At 59.1% G+C, this 17998-nt stretch carries 15 protein-coding genes; 9 read left to right on the top strand and 6 right to left on the bottom strand.

Going from position 1 to position 17998, the window contains the following annotated elements; all coding sequences use genetic code 11:
• Window positions 1-14: 14 nt before the first annotated feature.
• The 4 genes from HZ99_RS04565 to HZ99_RS04550 all read left to right on the top strand — a co-directional run bounded on the left by HZ99_RS04565 (window position 15) and on the right by HZ99_RS04550 (window position 6732).
• Entirely contained in the window at window positions 15-2579 is a 2565-nt protein-coding gene (locus HZ99_RS04565; RefSeq protein ID WP_038441598.1) for an EAL domain-containing protein, read from the top strand.
• Between the two features lie 68 nt (window positions 2580-2647).
• The gene (gene feaR / locus HZ99_RS04560; RefSeq protein WP_038441597.1) at window positions 2648-3589 is read left to right on the top strand and encodes a transcriptional regulator FeaR; all 942 of its coding nucleotides are present in this window, start codon (window positions 2648-2650) and stop codon (window positions 3587-3589) included.
• A 113-nt stretch (window positions 3590-3702) separates the two neighbouring features.
• Entirely contained in the window at window positions 3703-5802 is a 2100-nt protein-coding gene (locus HZ99_RS04555) for a PQQ-dependent dehydrogenase, methanol/ethanol family (protein WP_038441596.1), read from the top strand.
• Window positions 5803-5886: 84 nt separating this feature from the next.
• A complete protein-coding gene (locus tag HZ99_RS04550; RefSeq protein WP_038441595.1) occupies window positions 5887-6732 on the top strand; it encodes a transporter in 846 nt (281 codons plus the stop codon).
• Between the two features lie 27 nt (window positions 6733-6759).
• Here the strand turns inward: HZ99_RS04550 and HZ99_RS04545 are convergent, their stop codons facing one another.
• The gene (locus HZ99_RS04545; protein ID WP_038441594.1) at window positions 6760-7059 is read right to left on the bottom strand and encodes an ArsR/SmtB family transcription factor; all 300 of its coding nucleotides are present in this window, start codon (window positions 7057-7059) and stop codon (window positions 6760-6762) included.
• A 94-nt stretch (window positions 7060-7153) separates the two neighbouring features.
• On the opposite strand from HZ99_RS04545, the gene HZ99_RS04540 reads away from it, so the two are divergent.
• The 3 genes from HZ99_RS04540 (at window position 7154) to HZ99_RS04530 (ending at window position 10724) form a co-directional block, all read left to right on the top strand.
• Window positions 7154-8245 (top strand): NADH:flavin oxidoreductase/NADH oxidase, encoded by a 1092-nt coding sequence (locus tag HZ99_RS04540; RefSeq protein ID WP_038441593.1) that lies wholly within the window; start codon window positions 7154-7156, stop codon window positions 8243-8245.
• A gap of 301 nt (window positions 8246-8546) precedes the next feature.
• Window positions 8547-9716: a p-hydroxyphenylacetate 3-hydroxylase oxygenase component gene (locus HZ99_RS04535; protein WP_038441592.1), complete on the top strand. Its 1170-nt coding sequence runs from the start codon at window positions 8547-8549 to the stop codon at window positions 9714-9716.
• Between the two features lie 63 nt (window positions 9717-9779).
• Window positions 9780-10724, top strand: coding sequence for a p-hydroxyphenylacetate 3-hydroxylase reductase component (locus HZ99_RS04530; protein ID WP_038441591.1), 945 nt, complete (start codon window positions 9780-9782; stop codon window positions 10722-10724).
• 108 nt (window positions 10725-10832) lie between these two features.
• On the opposite strand, the gene HZ99_RS04525 is transcribed toward HZ99_RS04530, so the two are convergent.
• A complete protein-coding gene (locus HZ99_RS04525; RefSeq protein WP_080727660.1) occupies window positions 10833-11705 on the bottom strand; it encodes a glycine betaine ABC transporter substrate-binding protein in 873 nt (290 codons plus the stop codon).
• A 294-nt stretch (window positions 11706-11999) separates the two neighbouring features.
• Between HZ99_RS04525 and HZ99_RS04520 the strand changes: the two genes are divergently transcribed.
• Both HZ99_RS04520 and HZ99_RS04515 read left to right on the top strand, forming a co-directional pair.
• On the top strand, window positions 12000-12953 hold the full coding sequence (locus HZ99_RS04520) for an AMP-binding protein (protein WP_038441590.1): 954 nt from the start codon (window positions 12000-12002) through the stop codon (window positions 12951-12953).
• Between the two features lie 92 nt (window positions 12954-13045).
• Window positions 13046-14467 carry an FAD/NAD(P)-binding protein gene (locus HZ99_RS04515; protein ID WP_038441589.1) on the top strand — a complete coding sequence of 474 codons (1422 nt, stop codon included), beginning with the start codon at window positions 13046-13048 and terminating at the stop codon, window positions 14465-14467.
• A 5-nt stretch (window positions 14468-14472) separates the two neighbouring features.
• Here HZ99_RS04515 and HZ99_RS04510 read toward each other — a convergent pair whose 3' ends face one another.
• The 4 genes from HZ99_RS04510 to HZ99_RS04495 are packed head-to-tail and all read right to left on the bottom strand — an operon-like array spanning window position 14473 to window position 17974.
• On the bottom strand, window positions 14473-15402 hold the full coding sequence (locus HZ99_RS04510; protein WP_038441588.1) for an ornithine cyclodeaminase family protein: 930 nt from the start codon (window positions 15400-15402) through the stop codon (window positions 14473-14475).
• A gap of 7 nt (window positions 15403-15409) precedes the next feature.
• Entirely contained in the window at window positions 15410-15946 is a 537-nt protein-coding gene (locus HZ99_RS04505; RefSeq protein ID WP_038441587.1) for a MaoC family dehydratase, read from the bottom strand.
• Window positions 15943-16806, bottom strand: a complete 864-nt coding sequence (locus HZ99_RS04500; protein WP_051903039.1) for an HpcH/HpaI aldolase/citrate lyase family protein — start codon at window positions 16804-16806, stop codon at window positions 15943-15945. The genes HZ99_RS04505 and HZ99_RS04500 overlap by 4 nt, the downstream gene beginning before the upstream one ends.
• A 1-nt stretch (window position 16807) precedes the next feature.
• Window positions 16808-17974: an MFS transporter gene (locus HZ99_RS04495; protein WP_038441586.1), complete on the bottom strand. Its 1167-nt coding sequence runs from the start codon at window positions 17972-17974 to the stop codon at window positions 16808-16810.
• Between the last annotated feature and the right edge of the window lie 24 nt (window positions 17975-17998).

Here is a 17998-nt window from a genome sequence, read left to right as displayed (position 1 = left end):
GCGCCTGGAGCGCTATGGAAAAACTCAACGTTGGCCCCAAGTCGTCGCTGGAAGGCACCGCCTCCAACCTTTCTACCGCCAGGGCTTATCTGCTTGCCTGTTCGTTGCTGTTGCTGGCCATGTTTCTGTTGGTCGGGGTGTTGCTGGTCTCCATTGCCGAGCATCTGAATCACGATGCCGGCGAGCACAGCCGGATCGATATCGAAAACGCCTTGCTATCTGTTGAGCGGGTCGCCGGCTCTACGGTCAAGGACTATGCGTTTTGGGGGGACGCCTACGTACACCTGCATCAGCAGGTGGATGTGGACTGGGCATTTGTCCGGCAGAACCTCGGCTCCACGCTATTTGCCGACCTGGGTTTCCAGGGGGTTTTTGTTGTCGATCCCACAGGCCGCACGGTGTATTCGGTGATTGATGGCCAGTTGCAGACCGTTGCCGTCCAGGACTGGTTGCACATACCGATCGAACCACTGCTGGCCCAGGCCCGGGAGGCCGCGGCCAACAGCCAATCGGTGACCCGGCTGGTACAGGCAGACGGGACGCCGGCGGTATTGGCCGCTGCGGCGCTGACGCCAGGCACTGATCCGGGCGTGAAGGCCGATGGCGGCCCCGCTTCTGTATTGATCTTCATTGCCAAGCTTGAGCCGCAACGGCTGGCCGCATTGGGCCAGGACTTTGGTGTGCAGGGGCTGCGGGTCGCCCCAGCTGGCAGAGCGACGGCGGATGGGCCGAGCCTGAGCCTCAGGGACAATGGAGGCGTCGTGCAATGGACCTTGGATGACCCCGGCCACCAGTTGCTCGTGCTGATCGTGCCGCTGGTCGCTGTTGCCGGCCTGATTTTCGGCCTGATGGTCTGGTTCATCCTGCGCCGGACTACCGCCGCGGCACGGATCATGGATAGCAACTACGCCACCCTGCAAGCCAGCCGTGCGGCCCTGGTGGTCAGCGAGGAGCGCTTTCGTGATGTAGCGGAAGCGGCATCCGACTGGATCTGGGAGGTGGACGTTCACTTGCGGTTTACCTACCTGTCGGACCGTTTCGAGGCGATCACCGGGCTTGTGCGCAGCGAATGCCTGGGGCGTGGGCTCGATGATCTGCTGACATCCGATCAGGGCGCGCTGTCGATCTGGTTCCAGGAACATGCGCGGCGCGCCAATGCCATCGTGCAGTGCAACTACCTGTCTGGAACGGGTGAGGTGCGTATCTGCCGCTTGTCGGTGCGCGAGATCCCAGGGCAGGGGTATCGCGGCACGTCCAGCGATATCACCGACGAGGTGGCTGCCCGGCGGCGTATTGAGTACCTGTCGCAACACGACGCCTTGACCGGGTTGGCCAACCGCACGCGCATGCAGGAGTTTCTGGAGGGCAAGCTCAAGGCTTCGCCGACCCTGGACAAGCCGCTGGTGATGCTCAGCGTCGATCTGGATCGGTTCAAGCCGGTGAACGACCTGCTGGGCCATGCCGCGGGTGATGAAGTGCTCAACCAGGTCTCCCGTCGCCTGCAGGGCTGCCTGCGGGGTGATGACCTGGTGGCGCGCATTGGCGGCGATGAGTTTGTGTTGGTGGTGGCGGGTGTGAGTTCGCCGCTGGAGGTGGAGGGCCTGTGCCGGCGCTTGATCGACTGCATTGAGCAGCCGTTCTACATCACCGAGCATGAAGTGTTTATCAGCGCCAGCATCGGGATTGCCATGGCGCCGGCGGACGCGACCCTGGCCGATGAGCTTTTACGTTACGCCGACATTGCCTTGTATGAGGCCAAGGAGGGTGGCCGCAATACCTGGCGTTTTTATGCCGGTGACATGAATGCCCGCATCATCGAACGACGCCAACTCGAAAGCGATTTGCGCCATGCCATCAAGCACGGCGAACTGCGCCTGGATTTCCAGCCGCGCTACCGCATTGAAGGCAAACGCCTGGCCGGTGCCGAGGCATTGGTGCGCTGGGAGCACCCTCTGCGCGGGCTGCTGGGGCCGGACGTGTTTATTCCGATTGCCGAGGAAACCGGGCTGATCCTGCCGCTGAGCAATTGGGTGTTGCACGCGGCCTGCCAGGTGGCCGCTGGCTGGCCTGAGGACGTCATGATTTCGGTCAATCTGTCCTCCACCGAGTTCCAGCGCGGGCATTTGGTGGCGCGGGTCAAATCGGTGCTGGCCGAGACGGGCTTGAACCCGGCACGACTGGAGCTGGAACTGACCGAAAGCGTGATGCTCAATGACGAGAAGGTCGCCCTGAGCATCATGCAGGGGCTCAAGGCCCTGGGTGTGCGTTTGCTGATGGATGACTTTGGCACGGGTTATTCGTCCCTCAGTTATCTGCGCTCATTTCCTTTCGATGGGCTGAAGATCGACCGCAGTTTCGTCGGCGGGCTGACGTCCAGCGGCGGCGACCAGTCGATCATCCAGGCCATTGTCGGCCTGGGCCGGGCGTTGTCACTGACCGTGACGGCGGAAGGCGTGGAGACGGTTGAACAGCTCAAGGCATTGAAAACCGTACAGTGTGATGAAGCGCAAGGTTTTTACCTCAGCCTGCCCATGAATGCCCAGGCGATCAGCGCGCTGATTACGCAGCGCATGGATTAGGGCTTGCAGGTGTACCTACATAGATAATATGTTAACGATATAACTATAAATTATCTGTGGGAGGGGCTATGCCTGCCTTGTTGCATACCCGCACCGAGTTTGCCGACTGGAACCGCGACTTGCGGGCGGTGTGCGGTAACTTCAGTACTGCGCTTTCTGACCGCCACCGCCTGTTTATCGGCAATGTTCATGGCCAGGACGTGTGTGGCCTGGAACTGGCGCATATCCGCACTAACGCAGGGCTGATCAGCCGCCAGCACACCCGTGGCGATGGGGATGACGACCGCCACTGTTTTTTGATCCTGCAGAGCAGTGGTCATCAGTTTATTCGGCAAAAAGACCGGCTGATCGAACTGGGGCCGGATGATATTGCCCTGGTGGATTCGGCCCGGGCCTTTGAGATCGAGCCGCAGGGCCTGGTGCAGAATATCTCGGTGCATCTGTCGCGCGAAGCCGTCAGCCGGCAGTTCGGCCAGCAGCGCCTGTTTGGCAAGCTGGCGCGCAACAGTGTGCCTACCCATATGATACGTGCCCTGGTGCGTTCGCTGGGCGAGGCCCAGTTGAGTGAGGGTCATGGCGGCAAGAACGATGGCCCGGCGTTGGAGCAGGCGCTGATCGGGCTGGCCATTGCCGGCCTGGACGAGCGTGCCGAGGGCCAGCCCGGGTTTGCCTGCGTGGGGCACGACGATATCTACGGCCTGGCCACGCGCCTGGTGGAAGCCTCCCTGCAAGAGACCGACCTTGGCCCCGAGTACCTGGCACGGCACCTGAATGTTTCGGTGCGCCAGCTTTACCGTCTGTTCGAGCAGCGCCATGAAAGTATTGCGCGCTACATCCAGCAACGCCGCCTGGAGCGGGTGGCGCAAGACCTGCGTGCGCGCGATTTGCGGCATGAGTCGATCACCCAGATCGCCTTCAAGTGGGGGGTTGTCGACGCCGCGCATTTCAGCCGGGCGTTCAAGCGGCATTTCCAACATGCGCCCCGGGACTTTCGCCAGCAGCCGCTATAGGCAGCAGCCTGGCAGGGAATGCCAAGCGCTTTGGCAGCCTCAGTCAAGTGGCCAGGCATGGCAGGCCCTCTAATAGAGTGGCCAGAGCCGATTAATGTTGGAGAACAATAACAATGAATACACGGAGCCTGCTGTTGGGCACGCCTTTGCTGATGGCCGCGTGCACTTCGCTCGCCTTGGCCGGGCCGGCCCAGGTCGATGGGGCGCGTATCATCGCCGCCGACCGTGAGCCTGGTAACTGGATGAGCCACGGCCGCACCTACGATGAGCAGCGCTATAGCCCACTGGACAGGGTGAATGCCGACAACGTCGGGCAGTTGGGCATGGCCTGGACCACCAAGCTGGATATCGACAGCGGCACCGAAGCCACGCCGCTGGTGGTCGATGGGGTGATGTACACCACAGGTGCCTTCAGCCTCGTCTATGCGATCAATGCGGCCACCGGCGAGTTGCTGTGGAAATACGATCCGAAAGTGCCCGCCGAAAACCTCAGCCAGGGCTGCTGCGGCCCGGTCAACCGCGGCGTGGCCGTGTGGCAGGGCAAAGTCTATGTGGGCAGTTTCGATGGGCGCTTGATTGCGCTGGATGCGGGCAGTGGCCAGCCGGTGTGGAGCGTCGACACCATCATTGATCGCAGTAAAAGCTACTCCATCACCGGCGCGCCGCGCATCGTCAAGGGCAAGGTCCTGATCGGCAACGGCGGTGCCGAATTCGGCGTGCGTGGCTACGTCACGGCCTATGACGCCGATAGTGGCAAGCAAGTATGGCGCTTCTACACCGTGCCGGGCGATCCCAAGCTGCCTGTGGAGAATGCCGCGATGGCCAACGCCATGAAAACCTGGGATGGCGATGGCTGGGTCAAGTGGGGCGGCGGTGGCACCGTGTGGGACTCCATGGCTTATGACCCACAACTGGACCTGCTCTACGTGGGCACCGGTAATGGTTCGCCGTGGAACTATCGGTTGCGCAGCAACGGCAAGGGCGACAACCTGTATGTGTCATCGATCCTGGCGCTACGCCCGGACACTGGTGAGTACGTCTGGCACTACCAGGTCACGCCGCAGGACCAGTGGGACTTCACCGCAACCCAACCGATGATCCTCGCCGATATCAAGATTGACGGCAGTGTGCGCAAGGTGCTCATGCAGGCGCCGAAAAACGGCTTTTTCTATGTGCTGGATCGCAGCAACGGCAAATTGTTGTCGGCGAACAACTTCGTCCCGGTGAACTGGGCCAGTGGCATCGACCTGCAGACCGGGCGACCGATCCTCACCGGCGCGGCGGATTATTCCAAAGCACCGAAGGTGGTCCAGCCCAGCTTTCTTGGCGGGCATAACTGGCACCCCATGTCCTACAGCCCGAAGACCGGCTACGTGTACATCCCGGCGCAATACACCCTGGCCGAGTTGAAGGCGGCCAAGGCCCCGCAGTTCCCGGGAAACAAATCGGTGGTCAACTTCGGCCTGGATGTGCCGGACCTGCCGGAAGACCCGAAAGCCCTCAAGCAGATCCGTGATGCCTGGAGCGGTGAGTTGATCGCCTGGGACCCGGTCAAGCAGCAAGCCGCCTGGAAACAACCCTACGTCAGCGCGGGCAACGGCGGCACCCTCGCCACGGCCGGCAACCTGGTGTTCCAGGGCACTGCCGACGGGCGAGTGGTGGCCTATCGTGCCGACACCGGCAAGCCACTGTGGGCGCACCGGGCCAATTCCGGGGTAATGGCGGGGCCGGTCACTTATACGGTCAATGGCGAGCAGTACGTGGCGTTTTCGGTGGGTTGGGGCGGGATCCTGCCGCTGTTGACCGGACCTCTGACCAACAAGGGCAAAGTGCGGGCCGAATCGCGAGTGATTGCCTTCAAGCTCGGTGCCACAGGCGAGTTGCCACCGCCCAAGGCCGCGCCGGTACTGCCGACGACCCGCCAGGTACTCACGGCGACGCCCAAGCAACTGCTCCAGGCGCGTGACATGTTCAATGGCCTGTGCGCCGGCTGCCATGGCCTGAACGCCATCAGCGGCGGGGTAGTGCCGGACCTGCGCTATCTGGATGACAACAAACACGCGGCCTTTCCCGCCTTTGTCAGCGGGGCGCTGATCAATAAGGGCATGCCGAACTTCTCCGACATTCTGCCGCGCGAAGACATGGAGTTGCTGCGCCAATACCTGGTCAAGCGTACCCAGGATCTGCACGCCGATCTCAACGCCGTTCACTGATCCCACCTTGTCACTGTGCCGGGCGACGCTTTTCAGCGCCGTCATGGCCAAGTGTTGCCTCCCATAACAATAACGGTACCTGCCATGAAGACACTTAGCATCCTGGCCCTTTTGCTCAGCTTGATTGCGTTGGCCCGGGCCGACGTCAAGCCGGACCCCGGCGACTACACGGCCTTGCCCCAGGGCACCGATGTAGTGGTGCTGTACCAGCAGAATCCGCGGGGCGACAAGGTTTACTCCGGCGGCAAGAAAGTCGCCGACAACCTGGACCTGGACATGAGCGTTGGGGTGTTGCGCCTGATCCACTTCACCGAGTTCCTCAATACCGGCCTGACTTGGGACCCGCAGATCGTCATACCCTTCGGCTACCAGAAGACCGGCGCCAGCGACAGCAAACACTCGGGGCTGGGTGACATTACGTTTGGTGGCACTGTGTGGACCCTCGCGGATCTGGCCAACAACGAGCATCTGGGCTGGTCAATGTTTGTCACCGCGCCCACCGGCCATGACAAGAACCAGGGGTTTGCCCTGAGCAACAATCGCTGGGCCCTGGATTTCCAGGTGGGCTACATCAAGGGGTTGACCGACAAAATCACCTGGGATGTGATTGCCGAGACTGAGTTCTACGGCCAACAGCGCGCCACCGACGCCAAAAAAGACCCGCTGCTGCAATTGCACAACCACCTGCGCTACAACTTCACCCCCCAGACGTATGCGGCGCTCTCCTATCGCCACAACTGGGGCGCACGCGAGACGCTGGACCATGAAACCCTGGCCACCCGCCGCAGCAATGGCACCCTGGGCTTTACCGTGGCCACGATGCTGGGCAAGCAGGTGCAGGTGCTGGGGCAGCTGATGCGTGATACGTCGGTGCGCGAAGGGGTGAAGATCGATAACTCGCTGCAGTTTCGCCTGGCGTATTTCTACTGACGCGACCCTTCAGTCAAATGTAGGGGCTCATTGTTGGGCAAGAATGCTCGCAAGCAACCCAGGGAACCGTGACTCCAACACATCGGCCCGCAACGAGTTCATATGGGTGGTGCCAACGCTGCGCGTATGCACCAGCCCGGCATCACGCAAAACCCGGAAGTGGTGGGACATGCTGGACTTGGGGCGTCCGCCATCGAGCTCGCCACAACTGGCTTCTTCCACCTCGGCCAGGCAGCGCACGATGTCCAGGCGCACAGGGTCGCTCAATGCATAGAGCAAACGTTCGAGGGTCAATTCTTCAGAGGAGGGGTGTTTAAAGGCTCGCATGAGTCGAATGATAACAGGGCTGGCTTTTATTACCATAGTTCGATTAAGATCGAACTATCGAATCATACGTTCCCCTCGTTTCAGGAGCATTCCCATGGCTGCATTGTTCGAACCCTTCACACTCAAAGACGTTACGTTGCGCAATCGCATCGCCGTTCCGCCGATGTGCCAATACATGGCCGAAGACGGCATGGTCAACGACTGGCATCACGTTCACCTTGCCGGCCTGGCCCGCGGTGGCGCCGGCCTGGTGGTGGTCGAGGCGACCGCCGTGGCCCCTGAAGGCCGCATCACCCCAGGTTGCACCGGCATCTGGAGCGATGCCCATGCGCAAGCCTTCGTGCCCATGGTGCAAGCGATCAAGGCAGCAGGCTCGGTGCCCGGCATCCAGATCGCCCACGCCGGGCGCAAGGCCAGCGCCAACCGTCCTTGGGAAGGTGACGACCATATCCCCGCGGGCGACGCCCGTGGCTGGCAAACCCTCGCACCCTCGGCGATCGCGTTTGGCGCGAACCTGCCGAAAGTGCCCCAGGCCATGACCCTGGAAGATATCGCCCGGGTTCAGCAGGACTTCGTCGATGCCGCGCGCCGTGCCCGCGACGCTGGCTTTGAGTGGATCGAGCTGCATTTTGCCCACGGTTATCTGGGCCAGAGCTTTTTCTCCGAGCACGCCAACCAGCGCACTGATGCCTACGGCGGTAGTTTCGACAACCGCAGCCGTTTCATGCTGGAAACCCTCGCTGCCGTGCGTGAGGTCTGGCCGCAAAACCTGCCGTTGACCGCGCGTTTTGGCGTTATCGAATATGACGGGCGCGACGAACAGACCCTGCAAGAGTCCATCGAACTGGCTCGCCGCTTCAAGGAGGGTGGCCTGGATTTGTTGAGCGTCAGTGTCGGCTTCACTATTCCTGATACCAACATTCCGTGGGGCCCGGCGTTCATGGGGCCGATTGCCGAGCGTGTACGTCGCGAGGCGGGTCTGCCGGTCACTTCGGCCTGGGGTTTCGGCACGCCGCAATTGGCCGAAGAGGCATTGCAGGCGGGTCATCTGGACCTGGTGTCGGTGGGCCGTGCACACCTGGCCGACCCACACTGGGCGTATTTTGCGGCCAAGGAACTGGGGGTGGACAAAGCCTCCTGGACCTTGCCGGCGCCTTACGCGCATTGGCTTGAGCGCTATCGCTAACCCTGTAGGAAACGATAACGCTGGGTACCTGGATGAATACGGTGCCTGAGGGTTTTTCGCTGGCAAGCCAGCTCCTACACAGGGCTGTGTCTCTACTGAGCCGTCGCAGTTTCTGCGGCGGCTTTTTTACAGGCCATGAAAAGTACAATCTTCCATCTGGAACGTGCATTTTGCGCTGCGACCAAGCGCCACATACTGGTCGCGTCGTTACGAACGTTCCCGGTTGTTTTAAGCCTGCTGTCGAGTGAGCAGGGCGCAGGCAGGCCAGGAATGGGGATATCCAATAATAAAGAGACTACCCATGAAAAAGCCAAATCCGCTGCTGGAAGACCTCAAGTCTGTCTTGCCCGTCATTGCTGCCAATGCCTTCGCTGCCGAGCAAGATCGTAGTGTGCCTGCCGAGAACATCGCGTTGCTCAAGGGTATCGGCATGCACCGCGCGTTTTTGCCAAAAAAATACGGCGGCATGGAAATTTCCCTGCCGCAGTTTGCCCAGTGCATCGCGTTGTTGGCCGGCTCCTGTGCCAGCACTGCATGGGCCATGAGCCTGCTGTGCACCCATAGCCATCAAATGGCTATGTTCCCGGCAAAACTGCAGGACGAGGTCTGGGGAACGGACCCCGATGCAACCGCCAGCAGCAGCATCGCGCCATTCGGGCGCATCCAAGAAGTGCCGGGTGGCGTGACCTTCAGCGGCGAGATGGGCTGGAGTTCGGGCTGTGATCATGCCGAGTGGGCGATCATGGGCTTTCGCCGCAACAACGCCCAAGGCACCCAGGATTATTGCTTCGCCGTGCTGCCGCGCAGCGACTATGCGATCCGTGACGACTGGTTTGCCGTGGGCATGCGCGGCAGTGGCAGCAAGACCTTGATCGTCGACCAGGCTTTCGTGCCCGAGCACCGCATCCAGAAGGCCAAGGACATGATGGAAGGCAAGTCGGCAGGCTTTGGCCTGTACCCCGACAGCAGGATTTTCTTCGCCCCGTACCGTCCGTATTTTGCCAGCGGCTTCTCCACCGTCAGCCTGGGGATCGCCGAGCGCATGCTGGATGTGTTCCGCGAAAAAACCCAAAACCGCGTGCGGGCCTATACCGGGGCGGCAGTCGGTGCGGCGACGCCGGCGCTGATGCGCCTGGCCGAGTCTACCCACCAGGTGGCCGCAGCACGGGCTTTGCTGGAAAAGAGCTGGGACGAGATCGCCGAGCACAGCGAGCGCCATGAATACCCCAGCCGCGGCACCCTGGCGTTCTGGCGCACCAACCAGGGCTACGCCACCAAAATGTGTATCCAGGCGGTGGATCGGTTGATGGAGGCGGCGGGCGGTGGCGCCTGGTTTGAAACCAACGAGCTGCAACGGCTGTTCCGCGACGCCCATCTCACCGGGGCGCATGCCTATACCGACTACGACGTTTGCGCACAGATCCTGGGGCGTGAACTGATGGGCCTGGAGCCGGACCCGGCGATGGTCTGACCCACCACTGTGTACCTATAAGAACAATCAGGGCAGGGCCCTTGGCCTGCCCGGGAGCCTTGCATGTCTACTGAAAACACAACTGCTGCTGGAATCGATACCCGCGCGTTTCGCCGCGCCCTGGGCAATTTCGCCACCGGGGTCACTGTGGTTACGGCGGCTGATGCCGCGGGGCGCAAGGTCGGCGTGACCGCCAACAGCTTCAACTCGGTGTCCCTGGATCCGCCGCTGATCCTGTGGAGCCTCGACAAGCGCTCGACCAGCCACGAAGTCTTCGAGGCGGCCAGCCACTTTGCGGTGAACGTGCTGGCCGCTGACCAGATCGACCTGTCCAACAACTTTGCCCGGCCCAGGGAGGACCGGTTTGCCGATGTCGAGTACCAGGCCGGCGAGGGCGGGGCTCCGGTGCTGGCTGACTGTTCGGCCCGCTTTGAGTGTGAGAAGTACCAGCAACTGGATGGGGGGGATCACTGGATCATGATTGGCAAAGTGGTTGCTTTCGAGGACTGCGGCCGTTCGCCTTTGCTGTATCACCAGGGCGCTTACTCCATGGTATTGCCGCACACTCGCATGACCCGGCGCGAGGAAGGCCAACCCCCCAGCAGCCATTTCCAGGGGCGCCTGAGCCATAACCTCTACTACCTGATGACGCAGGCGCTGCGGGCCTATCAGGCCAGTTACCAACCGCGCCAACTGTGCACCGGCCTGCGCACCAGTGAAGCGCGGATGCTGATGGTGCTGGAAAACGACGCCGGCCTGAGCCTGGCCGAGTTGCAGCGCGAAGTGGCAATGCCGGCGCGCGAGATTGACGAGGCGGTGAACAACCTCAAGCGCAAGGCGTTGGTACGCGATGATCAGGACCGGGTGAAACTCACCACCAAGGGTATCGATGAGACGGAGTCGCTGTGGACCATCGCCCGTGAACAACAGGACAAGGTCTTCAGCCAATTCAGCGATGAACAGTTGGAGATCTTCAAGACGGTGTTGAAAGCGGTAATCCAGCACTGAGCATGACCGTCAATGCGCTGCCAATCGCTTGTGATTCGCACCGATCCTCAACGCGCCGAAGCGCTGTAGGCGCCGGCTTGCCGGCTCCTACAGTGGGCCTTGTCCGGCTTACAAGCCCCAGGTTCGCAAGAGGTGCGGATGCCGCGCCAGCCACTCCCTGGCCGCCTCATCCGCCGACTGCTCACCGCGATTGAAGGCATCATCCAGCTCGGCCACGATCAGGTTCGACAGGCGGATGTTATCCAGCACCTGAACCTGCGCGCCGGTCAGCAACGCCAGGCGATCCTCCCGTGCCAGCAGCACTGCCCGATCCACACTGCCGAGCAGGCCCTTGGGGTCCTTCAGTTCGCGGATGCGATAACGGTGGTGCAGGAACTGCGGATGCCACAACGGCACGATGCCCCAGTGCCCTTGGCGATAGAGGGCTTCAAAGGCTTCAACGCAATCGTCCTGGCTGCCGGTGCGAAACTGATAGCCGGCGTCGTTCAACCCGTACTCGTCCATGATTCTCAAGGAAAACCGGGTAATCCCTGCGCCCAGCCCGATCCCCTGGATCAGCGGGTGCATGCGCGCGCGAACCTCGGGCTTGAGCAGGTCGGCGATGGATGCCACGTCGTCCTCGCTCACATAGTCGGGTACGCCCCACATGGCGTAGGGCTGGTAATGCAGGCCAAGTTCACGGGCCGTCACGGCCTGCCGGTACACCCCATGGCTGCACGGCAGCCAGGCCGAGGCCAACATGTCGATCGAACCTTCGCGCAGACGCTCGAAATTCACTTCGTGCAGGGCATATTGCCGCTCCACCGTCAGGCCCATGCGCTGCAAGACCAGCGCCACCACTGCGGCGGTGGCGCGATGGAAGGACAGGTCGGTCACGCCCAGCCGCACCACATGCGAGCCGTTGGCGATATTGGTCTGGGAAAAGTCCTGGTGGGTCACGGCCAGCGTTTTCGCCGGGCGCCGGGGTGGGGTTCTACGCATGGTGCTTCCTTCAAGAGATGCGGCTGGTTACGGCCCATGGTGTGCGTCCCTGGCACATGGAAAAACCCACTAATGGCGCTAACAGTTTCATCGCAATCGAGAAAGTGCAGGGCGTGTGCGCCTTGATTCGCCGCTGTTCGCCAGCCAACAGTCAACCAACAGTTTGCTGGTTTAGGGAGATGCGCAAGGTGCACAGGGGCACCTCAGCGCAAGGATCCGCTGGGCTTTTCAATCTTGGCGTAACTCCTGCAACGGAGTACCGCACGCCCATTCCAACGATAGGAACAGCTCCTTATGAGCGTGCATCAACTCAAGCAGGATGTGCATTGGCCCGCCGAGTGGGTCACGGGCTTGCCCAGGGCCATGGAGCAATTGCACCACTGGGCCCAGGTCCGCCCATTGCACTGCGCGTTGCGCCACAAGCGCCATGGCCAGTGGTATGCCTGGCGCTGGATCGATGCCTTGCGTGATGTCGAACGCCTGGCCGACGGCTTGCGTCAACAAGGGTTTGGCGAATACTCGCGATTGGTGCTCAGCGGGATCTTTGAACCCAACCTGTTGCTGCTGGCCCTGGCGGCCCAGGCCATTGGCGGGCAAGTACTGACGCTGGCTGATACCCTCGAACCGAGTGCGCTGCACGGGCAAATCTGGCGGGTGCGCCCGACCCATGTCTATGTCCAGGACCGCCAGCAGTTGCACCATTGGCTCACGGTCGTTGGCAGCAGCGCAGCCCCGCAGGTGTTGATCAGCGATCAGCCAGTGCCCGGCAGCGAGGTAGTTGCCTTCGCTCGGTTGCTCGGCCTGGTGGAGCCGCTGCAACGCCTGAATCGTTGGTGGCAGCCCAGCGGCGAAACCGTGTTGTGGAGCGAGGAGGGTACGCACTGGCAAGGTGGCCTGGCGGTGTTGCTGGAGCACTGGCTTAACAGCGGCCAGGGCCTGGCCTTTGCGCAAAGTCCTGGCTCGGCCCGGCGTGACCGCAGCGAGGTGGCTCCCACCGGTTTGTTATTGTCGCCGGCCAGGTTGCAGCACCTGGCTGACGAGATTCAAAGTGGCCTTGCCCCCCATAGCACGTGGCGCCGGCGCCTGCATGACTGGGCCCTTGCCCATCCGCAGAGCGGCCTGCACCAGATGATCAAAAATCAGCTGCGGCGGCGCCTGGGCTTGCAGCGGTTGCAGTTTATCTGGCAGGCCTCCAGTGTGCGCCAAGGCGTCCAGTGGCTGGATGAACTCAAACGCGATAGTGCATGATCGGGCAATGCGTCACACCGCCCTGTGGCGGGGACTGGGCGCAACGCGGTGGACATGATCTTTATCCGGGCAAACAGTAAGGGCGCATTTTCATGAGTGAAACCGAACGCGGGCAGGTGACAAAGGCCATCCGCAACGCCGATGTGCTGATCATCGGTGGGGGCCTGAGCGGCACCTTGCTAGCTGTACAGTTGCTGCGTTTGCCTGGCATGCGGCGGATTCTGGTGATCGAGCCCCGCCCAGAGCTTGGGCGGGGGGAAGCCTATAGTGCGGTGGAGCTGGGGCATACCCTCAATGGCAATGCAGCGCGCATGAGTGTGGATCCGGACAATGCCGATGACTTGACCCACTGGTTGACCGAGTACATCGCTTCCGGCGGTTGGCCTGAGTCGGACCAGCAGCATGTGCCTGTCAGCGAGCTGTTTCCACCCCGGGGAATCTTTGGCCTGTACGCGCAACAGCGTCTGGCGCAGGCCCGGGTGGGATCGGCGTCGACGGTGGAGCATATTCGCGCCGAGGTCGTTGACGTGCAGATAGCACCGGGCACTGTGCGCCTGACCCTGGATGACGGCCAACACCTGCACGGTGCCCAGGCGGTACTGGCCACTGGTATGTTCCCGGCGGCACGCACGCCACAAACCCGGTCCAGTGGTTTGAATGCGGCGGCGGTTGACCCGTGGGATGTGCGTGCCATGACGCAACTGGACCCCCACTCCACGGTGCTGATCATCGGCTCAGGCTTGACCATGGTCGATGCGGTGGTGTCACTGGAGCAGGCCGGCCATCGTGGGCCGATCGAGATTTTTTCGCGCCATGGCCTGCTGCCCCATGTGCGCCGGCAACCACCGGCCTGGGCGGACTTCCTCGCTGAAGATCACAGCCTGCGCAGCCCGTTGCAGCTACTGCGGGCAGTGCGCCGCCAATGCCAGAGTGCCTTGGCCCAGGGTATCGACTGGCAAGCGCCATTAGATACCGTGCGTGCCCATATCGGCCGTTTGTGGAGCCAGGCCAGCGAACGCCAGAAGCGTCAGTTCGTGCGCCATGTACGGCCCTGGTGGGAGAGCCATCACCATCGCTCGCCACCGCTGAGCGCCGAGTTGGTAGCGCGGTTGCACAAGGAAGGGCGCCTGCGGATCCAGGCGGCATCGTTCCAGGGCCTGGAGCCCACGGTAAACGGCGAAGTGACCCTGCGTTTGCGTCGTCGTGGCGAACAGCACACCACTTACGCCAGTGGCGCGGCATTGATCAACTCCAGCGGGATCGAATATGACTGGCGCCGCGTGGCCCGGCCTCTGCCCCGGCAACTGCTGGCACGCGGCTTGATCAAGCCCGGGCCATTGGCGTTGGGGATAGCGGCGGATGCCTCGGGGGCGGTGCTGGACGAGCAGGGGGTGGCCAGTGAGCGACTCTTCGCCATGGGCCCACCGCTGCGCGGGATGTGGTGGGAGAGCACGGCGGTGACGGATGTGGCAATCCAGGCCAAGGCATTGGCATGCCGATTAGGAGCTTCGTAATATCTTCAAATTTCGCTTATCACCTTTAGCTTCTTCAGGATTGCGATGCAGATGCACGCATCCTGAAAAGCCGTCCCTACTGAAGAAAAAATCGTGGTTTCGTCTTGGTGAACTGCATAGTGGCTGTTCAGCATGTCAGCAATAGATATTGAATTTTGGTGATAATCCCCAGCCTCCTCAATTGCAGCTTTTCTATCCTCCACCATTAAGATAGCCCGATGCAGAAGCTCCAGCGGGAACTCACGCGACACCAGAGTGTGCTTGCCTACCGCGTTTATATGGGCACCCTTTACTACGTCGCAGGCAGAGAACAAGGGGGAGGCGCAGGTGGTCGCGGTGCAGATGATGTCGGCGCCTGAGACCGCCTGGCGGGCACTATGATGGCTGACGTATTCAATCTCACGGGCGAACCGGTTTTTTGCGTCAGCTATAAAATGCTCTGTGCTTGCCCTGTTTGTAGAACATACGGCCACTTGGTTTATCTTTCTGACACTTAACACAGCCTCAAGTACGGCTATTGCCTGAGCACCTGCGCCGATGACAGCAACTTTTTTGGAGCGAGCCATTGCCAGCAAATCAGTCGCCAATCCTGCTGTGGCGCCTGTGCGTAGAGCGGTAATGGCTGCTGCATCCATTTGGGCTTTTATCTGCCCTGTCGCGCCATCCTGTATAACAATCACTCCACTTATAGATGTTCTTCCATAGACTTTGTTGAGCAAGTGATGAGAAACAATCTTGACCATAAATAGATTGTGAAAGTGAGAGTAGTAGGGCATTACCCCAAACGTTGCATTTTTTTCATGGACTCTCACGATAGTTCGTGCAGGGTTATTGCCGTTTGAGCTGTTGTATTGATGATAGTTTTCACGAAGTACGTCAATCGCCTCTTCCATGTTGATAACGTTTTTTATCAAAGCCTCATCTAAGATTTTCATAGGCTACTCACGCCAAGGGTACTTGGTCGAGAGTGATCAGAAAGCTGCGCTCGTAGGATAAACATATTTGCCCATTTGCCTTGAGCCCTTTTGTTCGCACCGTTACTACGCCTTGTCCGGGACGGCTGGCAGAGGGACGTTTGTGGATGACTTCGCTTTCTGCATACAATGTATCGCCGACAAATACAGGGGCTACCAGACGAACATTATCCCAGCCTAAATTAGCAATTGCTTTTGCGCTCGTGCTCGCCAGGCTCATCCCACCGACTATCGAAAAGGTCACCAGGCTTGATACCAGTACTTGTCCAAATTCGGTTTGCTTTGCATATTCCGCATTGATGTGGGCAGGATGGTTATTCATGCAGATTAACGACATCCAGACGTTATCCGCCTCTGTCACCGTACGGCCTGGACGATGTTCAAATATGTCACCAATAATAAAGTCGTCGAAACCAAGCCCATGATCCTCACGATAGCGTCCGGGCTCCACTTTGGTTAGTTTGCTTAATGCCTTGCTGCCGGGGAGCGATTGATTGATGCTCATGCTGGCTTCCTATTGGTTCTTGAGAGCGATTCGTTAATTTTCAAAAGCCTGCGGGCCATGATTTCGAAAGGAGGACCTAGCATTTCCCCATCTAAGGTGGATATTGCTGTTGTTGGTTCGGCTGCTTCGAGGCATTTGATAATTGCTCGTGCTTTGTTCAGTTCGATTGCTGTCGGGGTAAATAATTTGTTTATAAGTTCTACTTGAGCTGGATGAATGGCAATTTTTCCGGAATAACCAAATTCTTTCGCCGTTTCAATTTCTGTTCTAAGAACTTTTTCGTTGTTTAGTTTGAAACAGGGCGAATCAATAACCATTAGTCCCATGCTGAGGGCGGCGATGGCTATATCGAATTTTATATGGGTAAGTGCGCGCTCTGCGATTTTGAAGTTGATCTCTGAGGAGAGGTCAGCGCTACCTAAAATCAAGCCGCGCAGGCTTGTTCTTTCATTGATGATGGAGTCGATGCGACGCAATCCTTTTAAAGTTTCGATGATTGCAAAGGTTTTTACTCGTTGGCCAGTAGCGCATGTAAGTTCATCAAGGACTCTCAGTTCACCGGCTGACTCTACTTTGGGGATGATTAAATATTTGGGGATTATGTTGTTATCCAACAGGAAAACCAAGTCTCTGATACCTTCTGATTTGGTGAGTGTGTTAATTCTTATCGCTAGATTGAGCCGGTTGTGGATGGATTGCTCCAATGCCATCAGTTGTTCGCGTGCAAATTGTTTTTTGCACATTGGGACTGAGTCTTCCAAGTCCAACAATACAATGTCGGCGCTTGACTCAATAATTTTCCGTTCTATATGCTTTTGGCTGGCGGGCATGCATAGCCAACTTCTAGTCAATACTTCCATATCAAGCCTCTCTTTTCAGAATGAGAAGTGCGGTGACTACAGCAAGTCCACCCAGGCACACCGTGAGCAATGCCACAGTTTGAATGCCGTGAGGGATAAAAAGAGTCGCAAGAGCACCAAATATTAACGCTACCAACTGTTGCAGGAAACTAAATAGCATCATTGGGTTCGCGCCGGGTATTCTGTTTACTGCCATGGCTGCTGTACATGGGTAAAGTGTTGCTTGGGCGTACCAAATAACCAAATAGGTCCCAATAACTAAGTGGATTGACATGTTTTGCCAGGCAGTCAGAAACAACACACTGCTCGAGGCGAATAATAGGCATGCGCCAAAAATTGATAATTGGCAAACACTGACAACAGTCAAGGCTCGCCTTACAGTAAATGCACCTAAGTAATAAGCCAGGCCCAGCCACAAGCCGAATGTGCCGTAATCAGCGCTATTCCAACGGAAATTGGAGTGAAATACGTACGCTCCGATACCTTGATAGACAATAAAAATACCATAGCCGCATCCTCCTAAAATGACCGGCAGATAAAAGCTGGGCTTGGTTGCAGTGGAGTAGTAGTTTGGCGCCAATGTGGACTCTTTTTCTGTTGTGTCTAGTTTGTAAAGGCGGGAGCGTATTTTAAAAGCTAGTGCGCAGGTAAGTACCGATCCGATGAACATTAGATATGGCAGAGCGATCCAGTTAAGACTTGATACCAGAAGGCCGCCTGCTACTTGCCCGACGATAAGTGCAAGAATAAATGAATAGGATAATACAGACAGGTTTTTCGCAAGGACCGCCCCTGATGAAATATCCGTTAACAGCGCTCTGCCGATCAGAGCCCCTCCGCCAGCACCTATGCCTTGCATGAGCCGGGAGAAAAAGAACGCCTCGGGGCCTAAACTGAATAAAGACAGTATGCTGCCTACGAATAAAGTTGCATAGCAAACGAGAATTGCGGTGTAACGCCCGGAACTGCGAATAAGACGTGACATAAATACTATCGGTAGTACAGCGCCGCCCAAGTAAAATAGTAGAACCTTAGAGCCCTCTGCCTCTCCTATGTTTAGCTTTAAGGAAATTTGGGTTGTTGCAGGTATGTACAGTGTAATACCAAGCTGGGCGATTATGGTCGTGCAACACGCGAGAAGGAGTACCCGCTGGAGGGATGATGACATATAAGTTCCTTTTGTCACGACGTC

The sequence above is a fragment of the Pseudomonas fluorescens genome (assembly GCF_000730425.1).
In the GTDB taxonomy this organism is placed as follows: domain Bacteria; phylum Pseudomonadota; class Gammaproteobacteria; order Pseudomonadales; family Pseudomonadaceae; genus Aquipseudomonas; species Aquipseudomonas fluorescens_X.
The sequence above is the reverse complement of the archived record's forward strand: the minus strand, read 5'-3'. Positions and strand labels throughout refer to the sequence as shown.